This window comes from Streptomyces sp. NPDC007095 (assembly GCF_040634475.1).
Taxonomy (GTDB): Bacteria; Actinomycetota; Actinomycetes; order Streptomycetales; family Streptomycetaceae; genus Streptomyces.
On the sequence record NZ_JBEYFS010000156.1, the window covers coordinates 22,746 to 29,926 of the forward strand.

A 7,181-nucleotide genomic window follows, 5' to 3' on the forward strand; every position below is an offset into this window, starting at 1 on the left:
TCCGGAGCCTGACCGGGGGACCCGGAACGCGCACGAGGAGCCCTCTTGCCAGACGAGGCCCAGCCACTCACCGCCGCCAAGCCCGAGCCTGCCTCGGCCCCCGCGGCGACGCCCGCCAAGAACGCCACGAGCGGGCCGGTCGAGCACGCCCAGTCCGTGCCCGACGACAAGGCGGCCGAGCAGCCACGCCCCAAGCCGGCTTCTCCCGAGCGCCCCGCGAACACCCCGGCGGTCCGTTCCGCGGCCGCCCCGTCCGGCCGCCCCAGCTCCTCCTCCAACCGCGTCCGCGCCCGCCTGGCCCGGCTCGGCGTGCAGCGCTCGAACCCGTACAACCCGGTCCTGGAGCCGCTGCTGCGGATAGTGCGCAGCAACGACCCGAAGATCGAGACGTCGACGCTGCGGCAGATCGAGAAGGCCTACCAGGTCGCCGAGCGCTGGCACCGCGGCCAGAAGCGCAAGAGCGGCGACCCGTACATCACGCATCCGCTCGCCGTCACGACGATCCTGGCGGAGCTGGGCATGGACCCCGCCACGCTGATGGCCGGTCTCCTGCACGACACCGTCGAGGACACCGAGTACGGCCTGGACACGCTCAAGCGCGACTTCGGCGATCAGGTCGCCCTGCTCGTCGACGGCGTCACCAAGCTCGACAAGGTCAAGTTCGGCGAGGCCGCGCAGGCCGAGACCGTCCGCAAGATGGTCGTGGCCATGGCCAAGGACCCCCGCGTCCTGGTCATCAAGCTCGCCGACCGCCTGCACAACATGCGCACCATGCGCTACCTCAAGCGCGAGAAGCAGGAGAAGAAGGCGCGCGAGACCCTCGAGATCTACGCGCCGCTCGCCCACCGCCTGGGCATGAACACCATCAAGTGGGAGCTGGAGGACCTCGCCTTCGCGATCCTCTACCCCAAGATGTACGACGAGATCGTGCGCCTGGTCGCCGAGCGCGCCCCCAAGCGCGACGAGTACCTCGCCATAGTGACCGACGAGGTCCAGGGCGACCTGCGCGCCGCCCGCATCAAGGCGACGGTCACCGGCCGCCCGAAGCACTACTACTCCGTCTACCAGAAGATGATCGTCCGCGGCCGTGACTTCGCGGAGATCTACGACCTGGTGGGCATCCGCGTCCTCGTGGACACCGTCCGCGACTGCTACGCGGCCCTCGGCACCGTGCACGCGCGATGGAACCCGGTCCCCGGCCGGTTCAAGGACTACATCGCGATGCCCAAGTTCAACATGTACCAGTCGCTGCACACGACGGTCATCGGGCCCAACGGCAAGCCCGTCGAACTCCAGATCCGCACGTTCGACATGCACCGCCGTGCCGAGTACGGCATCGCCGCGCACTGGAAGTACAAGCAGGAGACCGTCGCCGGCTCCTCCAAGATCCGTACGGACGTGCCCCGGGCTGCCAAGGGCAGCGCGGGCCAGGACACCGTCAACGACATGGCGTGGCTGCGCCAGTTGCTCGACTGGCAGAAGGAGACCGAGGACCCGAGCGAGTTCCTGGAGTCCCTGCGCTTCGACCTGTCCCGCAACGAGGTCTTCGTCTTCACACCCAAGGGTGATGTCATAGCGCTTCCGGCCGGCGCGACACCGGTGGACTTCGCGTACGCGGTCCACACGGAGGTCGGCCACCGGACGATAGGCGCACGGGTCAACGGACGCCTCGTCCCGCTCGAATCCACCCTGGACAACGGCGACTTGGTGGAGGTCTTCACCTCCAAGGCGGCCGGCGCGGGCCCCTCCCGCGACTGGCTGGGCTTCGTGAAGTCCCCACGCGCCCGCAACAAGATCCGCGCCTGGTTCTCCAAGGAGCGCCGCGACGAGGCGATCGAGCAGGGCAAGGACGCCATCGCCCGCGCGATGCGCAAGCAGAACCTGCCGATCCAGCGCATCCTCACCGGCGACTCGCTGGTCACCCTCGCGCACGAGATGCGCTACCCCGACATCTCCTCGCTGTACGCGGCGATCGGCGAGGGCCATGTCACCGCGCAGAGCGTCGTGCAGAAGCTGGTGCAGGCCCTCGGCGGCGAGGAGGCGGCCACCGAGGAGATCGACGAGAGCGTCCCGCCGGCGCGCGGACGCGGCCGCAAGCGCCGCTCCAACGCCGACCCCGGTGTCGTCGTCAAGGGCGTCGACGACGTGTGGGTCAAGCTCGCCCGCTGTTGTACGCCCGTCCCCGGAGACCCGATCATCGGCTTCGTCACCCGGGGCAGCGGCGTATCGGTGCACCGCAGCGACTGCGTCAACGTCGACTCGCTCTCCCGCGAGCCCGAGCGCATCCTCGAGGTCGAGTGGGCGCCCACCCAGTCCTCGGTCTTCCTGGTGGCCATCCAGGTCGAGGCACTGGACCGCTCCCGGCTCCTGTCGGACGTCACCCGCGTCCTGTCCGACCAGCACGTCAACATCCTGTCCGCGGCCGTCCAGACCTCCCGCGACCGCGTCGCCACCTCCCGCTTCACCTTCGAGATGGGCGATCCCAAGCATCTGGGGCACGTCCTGAAGGCGGTCAGGGGCGTGGAGGGCGTGTACGACGTGTACCGGGTGACCTCGGCGCGCAGGCCCTCCGACGGGTCCTGACGTCCGCGGCCCGTCGGCGGGCCACTACGTAGAGGGGCTCCCGTACACACCGTACGGGAGCCCCTCTACGTAGTGGCGGGAAAATCCGGCCGCCTCGGCCGGCCTCAGCCGCCGAACTCCTGCAGACCCTTCAACGCCTGGTCCAGCAGCGCCTGACGGCCATCGAGCTCCTTCTGGAGCTTGTCGGCCCTCGAAGTGTTGCCCGCGGCACGCGCCGTCTCGATCTGGCCCTGGAGCTTGTCCACGGCGGCCTGCAGCTGACCGGTCAGACCCTCGGCACGCGCGCGTGCCTCCGGGTTGGTCCGGCGCCACTCGGCCTCCTCGGACTCCTGCAGAGCCCGCTCCACCGCGTGCATCCGGCCCTCGACCTTCGGGCGGGCGTCACGCGGCACGTGGCCGATGGCCTCCCAGCGCTCGTTGATGGAACGGAAGGCGGCGCGGGCGGCCTTCAGGTCCTGCACCGGGACGAGCTTCTCGGCCTCCTCGGCCAGCTCCTCCTTGAGCTTCAGGTTCTCCGACTGCTCGGCGTCCCGCTCGGCGAAGACCGAGCTGCGCGCCGCGAAGAACACGTCCTGGGCGCCGCGGAAGCGGTTCCACAGATCGTCCTCGTGCTCACGCTGGGCGCGGCCCGCGGCCTTCCAGTCCGCCATCAGCTCGCGGTAACGCGCCGCCGTCGGACCCCAGTCCGTGGAGGCGGAGAGCGACTCGGCCTCCGCGACCAGCTTCTCCTTGGTCTTGCGGGCGTCCTCGCGCTGCGCGTCCAGCGAGGCGAAGTGCGCCTTGCGGCGCTTGGAGAACGCCGAGCGCGCGTGCGAGAAGCGGTGCCACAGCTCGTCGTCCGACTTGCGGTCGAGTCGCGGCAGTCCCTTCCAGGTGTCCACCAGGGAGCGCAGCCGCTCACCGGCCGCCCGCCACTGGTCGCTCTGCGCCAGCTCCTCCGCCTCGACGACCAGCGCCTCCTTGGAGTGCCGTGCCTCGTCGGACTGCTTCGCACGCTGGACCTTGCGCTCCTCACGGCGCGCGTCGACCGTCTCGACGAGCTTGTCCAGCCGCTTCTTCAGCGCCTCCAGATCGCCGACCGCGTGATGGGCGTCCACCTGTTCGCGAATATGGTCGATCGCGATCTGGGCGTCCTTCGCCGACAGGTCGGTGGTCTTCACTCGTCGCTCGAGGAGGCCGATCTCGACAACCAGGCCTTCGTACTTGCGCTCGAAGTAGGCCAGCGCCTCATCAGGGGAGCCGGCCTGCCAGGAACCGACGACCTGCTCGCCGTCGGCCGTACGCACGTACACGGTCCCCGTCTCGTCGACGCGGCCCCACGGGTCGCTGCTCACAGCGCCTCCTCCACATGATGCCTGCGAGGGGCTTCAGCGCCCCCGGGCATCGTCCACAGTTTCGTCACGGCCAACATAGGCGACCAGCCCGGCGGCTGTCCGCATCCAGCGCGACCGAAATTTCGCAGTTGACGGTCAGGATTTCGCCACGGTCAGCTTGTTGATCACGACCGTCGCGTTGGGCGCCCCGTCGCCCTGGCCTGTGCTCTCTCCGGCCGCGGCGATCTTCTTGAGGACCGTGAGGCCGGACTTGGAAATAGTTCCGAACGGTGTGTAGTCGGCCGGTAGCTGACTGTCCTGGTAGACGAGGAAGAACTGGCTGCCACCCGTGTTGCGTCCCTGCTTCGTCTGGGCGTTGTACTGGTTCGCCATCGCAAGGGTGCCCGCCGGGTAGATGCCGCCCTTGAGGCTGGTGTCCTTCAGGTTCTCGTCCGGGATCGTGTACCCGGGACCGCCGCTGCCGGTGCCCTTCGGGTCACCGCACTGCAGCACGTAGATGCCGTTCGTGGTGAGCCGGTGGCACTTGGTGTGGTCGAAGAACCCCTTGCCCGCGAGGAAGTCGAACGAGTTCACCGTGTGCGGGGCCGCGGCCGTCTTCAGCGCGACGTCTATGTCGCCGCAGGTCGTCGCCAGCTTCATCGTGTAGCCCGCCGACTTGTCGATGCTCATCGCCGGCTCCGTCTTCCAGCTCAGCGACTTCACCGCGCCTTCGGCGGGCTTGGCGCACGGGTCCGGCGCCTTGCTGGTCGGGGAGGCGCTCGGCGTGACCTCCGCGCCCGCGTTGGCCTTCTTGTCGTCGTTCTTGAAGACCCCGGTCGCGTACGACACCACACCGACGACGACGATCACGCCGAGGACCGACGCGACCACCGTATTGCGCATGTGTGACTTGCGCCGCGCGGCCGTACGCCGCTGCTGCTGCCGCAAGAACTTCTCCCGGGCGAGCTGACGCCGCCGCTGTTCCTGGGTGACCACCGGGTTATCTCCTCATGCGTCTCGTACGTCAAGTGGGACGCGTGCGTCTTGTGAGCCGACCGCCTGCGTGTGCCCCGTACCGTATATGGGTTAGCTGAGGAATCGGCAGCGCCGGTAGGCTCTGATCCACAGCCACCCACCCCGTACGGCATCACGCGTACGCCACCACGAAGGACGATCGTGCTCATTGCCGGGTTCCCCGCCGGGGCCTGGGGCACCAACTGTTACCTGGTCGCCCCCGCCGCCGGTGAGGAGTGCGTGATCATCGACCCGGGCCACCAGGCCGCCCAGGGAGTCGAGGACGCACTCAAGAAGCATCGGCTCAAGCCCGTCGCCGTCGTCCTCACCCACGGCCACATCGACCACGTGGCCTCGGTCGTGCCCGTCTGCGGCGCCCACGACGTACCGGCCTGGATCCACCCCGACGACCGGTACATGATGAGCGACCCGGAGCGGGCGCTCGGCCGGTCCATCGGCATGCCGCTGATGGGCGAGCTGACCGTGGGGGAGCCCGACGAGGTGCGGACGCTGACCGACGGCACGCGGCTGGAGCTGGCCGGTCTGGAGCTGTCCGTCGCGCACGCGCCGGGCCATACGAAGGGGTCGGTGACCTTCCAGATGCCCGAGTCCGCGGACATTCCGTCGGTCTTCTTCTCGGGCGATCTGCTCTTCGCCGGCTCCATCGGACGCACCGACCTGCCCGGCGGTGACATGGACGAGATGCTCGGCTCGCTGGCCCGTGTGTGCCTGCCGCTCGACGACTCGACCGTGGTGCTGTCCGGCCACGGCCCCCAGACGACCATCGGCCAGGAGCGCGCCACCAACCCGTATCTGCGGCAGGTGGCGGCGGACCGCCAAGCGCGCGGCGCCGAGCCCGCTCCCCGACGAGGAATGTGACGAGAGACTTTCGTGAGCACCTTCAAGGCCCCCAAGGGCACCTACGACCTGATCCCGCCGGAGAGCGCCAAGTACCTCGCCGTGCGCGAGGCGATCGCCGCGCCGCTGCGCAACTCCGGCTACGGCTACATCGAGACGCCCGGCTTCGAGAACGTCGAGCTGTTCGCGCGCGGTGTGGGTGAGTCCACCGACATCGTGACCAAGGAGATGTACGCCTTCGAGACCAAGGGCGGCGACCGGCTCGCCCTGCGCCCCGAGGGCACGGCGTCCGTACTGCGCGCCGCGCTGGAGGCCAACCTGCACAAGGCCGGCAACCTCCCCGTCAAGCTCTGGTACTCGGGCTCCTACTACCGCTACGAGCGTCCCCAGAAGGGCCGTTACCGCCACTTCTCGCAGGTCGGCGCCGAGGCGATCGGTGCGGAGGATCCGGCGCTCGACGCCGAGCTGATCATCCTGGCGGACCAGGCCTACCGGTCGCTGGGACTGCGGGACTTCCGCATCCTGCTGAACTCGCTGGGCGACCAGGAGTGCCGCCCCGTGTACCGGGCCGCCCTCCAGGACTTCCTGCGCGGCCTGGACCTGGACGAGGACACGCTGCGCCGCGCCGAGATCAACCCCCTCCGGGTCCTCGACGACAAGCGCGACGACGTGCAGAAGCAGCTGGTGGGCGCGCCGTTGCTCCGTGACTACCTCTGTGACGCGTGCAAGACGTACCACGAGGAGGTGCGCGAGCTGATCACGGAGGCGGGGGTTGCCTTCGAGGACGACCCCAAGCTGGTGCGCGGCCTGGACTACTACACGCGGACCACCTTCGAGTTCGTCCACGACGGTCTGGGCTCCCAGTCCGCGGTGGGCGGCGGCGGGCGCTACGACGGGCTGTCCGAGATGCTCGGCGGGCCCGCGCTGCCTTCGGTGGGCTGGGCGCTCGGTGTCGACCGCACGGTGCTCGCCCTGGAGGCGGAGGGGGTCTCGCTCGAACTCCCCGCGGCCACGAGCGTGTTCGCCGTTCCGCTCGGTGAGGAGGCCCGCCGGGTGCTCTTCGCCAAGGTGGCCGAGCTGCGGAAGCTCGGTATCGCCGCCGACTTCTCCTACGGGTCCAAGGGGCTCAAGGGGGCGATGAAGAACGCGAACCGGTCGGGAGCGCGGTACGCGATCGTCGCCGGTGAGCGGGATCTCGCCGAGGGTGTGGTGCAGCTCAAGGACATGGAGTCCGGTGAGCAGGCGGCGGTCGGGGTGAACGAGATCGTGGCGGAGCTCGAGACGCGACTCGGCTGAGAAGCCGGGTCTCTCGCCCCCGCCGCCCCTACCCGTCCCATCCCGAACCTGGGGGGGGGCCCCCCCCCCCCCCCCCCCGCGGCTTATAGCTGGCCTTGGGGGGGGTGGGGTCGGAGG

Annotated in this window: 5 protein-coding genes; 3 read left to right on the forward strand and 2 right to left on the reverse strand. The window is 69.5% G+C overall.

Going from position 1 to position 7,181, the window contains the following annotated elements; genetic code table 11:
• The first annotated feature begins 45 nt into the window (after window positions 1-45).
• Window positions 46-2,583: a bifunctional (p)ppGpp synthetase/guanosine-3',5'-bis(diphosphate) 3'-pyrophosphohydrolase gene (locus ABZ656_RS39135; protein ID WP_101406240.1), complete on the forward strand. Its 2,538-nt coding sequence runs from the start codon at window positions 46-48 to the stop codon at window positions 2,581-2,583.
• A 104-nt stretch (window positions 2,584-2,687) separates the two neighbouring features.
• Here ABZ656_RS39135 and ABZ656_RS39140 read toward each other — a convergent pair whose 3' ends face one another.
• Together ABZ656_RS39140 and ABZ656_RS39145 are read right to left on the reverse strand one after the other, a co-directional pair.
• Window positions 2,688-3,917, reverse strand: coding sequence for a DUF349 domain-containing protein (locus ABZ656_RS39140; protein ID WP_101406241.1), 1,230 nt, complete (start codon window positions 3,915-3,917; stop codon window positions 2,688-2,690).
• A 135-nt stretch (window positions 3,918-4,052) separates the two neighbouring features.
• A complete protein-coding gene (locus ABZ656_RS39145) occupies window positions 4,053-4,892 on the reverse strand; it encodes a peptidylprolyl isomerase (protein WP_360274746.1) in 840 nt (279 codons plus the stop codon).
• 180 nt (window positions 4,893-5,072) lie between these two features.
• Here ABZ656_RS39145 and ABZ656_RS39150 point away from each other — a divergent pair, with 180 nt between their 5' ends.
• Window positions 5,073-5,789, forward strand: a complete 717-nt coding sequence (locus ABZ656_RS39150; protein ID WP_101406243.1) for an MBL fold metallo-hydrolase — start codon at window positions 5,073-5,075, stop codon at window positions 5,787-5,789.
• A 12-nt stretch (window positions 5,790-5,801) separates the two neighbouring features.
• Window positions 5,802-7,064 (forward strand): histidine--tRNA ligase, encoded by a 1,263-nt coding sequence (hisS, locus tag ABZ656_RS39155; RefSeq protein ID WP_101406244.1) that lies wholly within the window; start codon window positions 5,802-5,804, stop codon window positions 7,062-7,064.
• Window positions 7,065-7,181 lie beyond the last annotated feature (117 nt).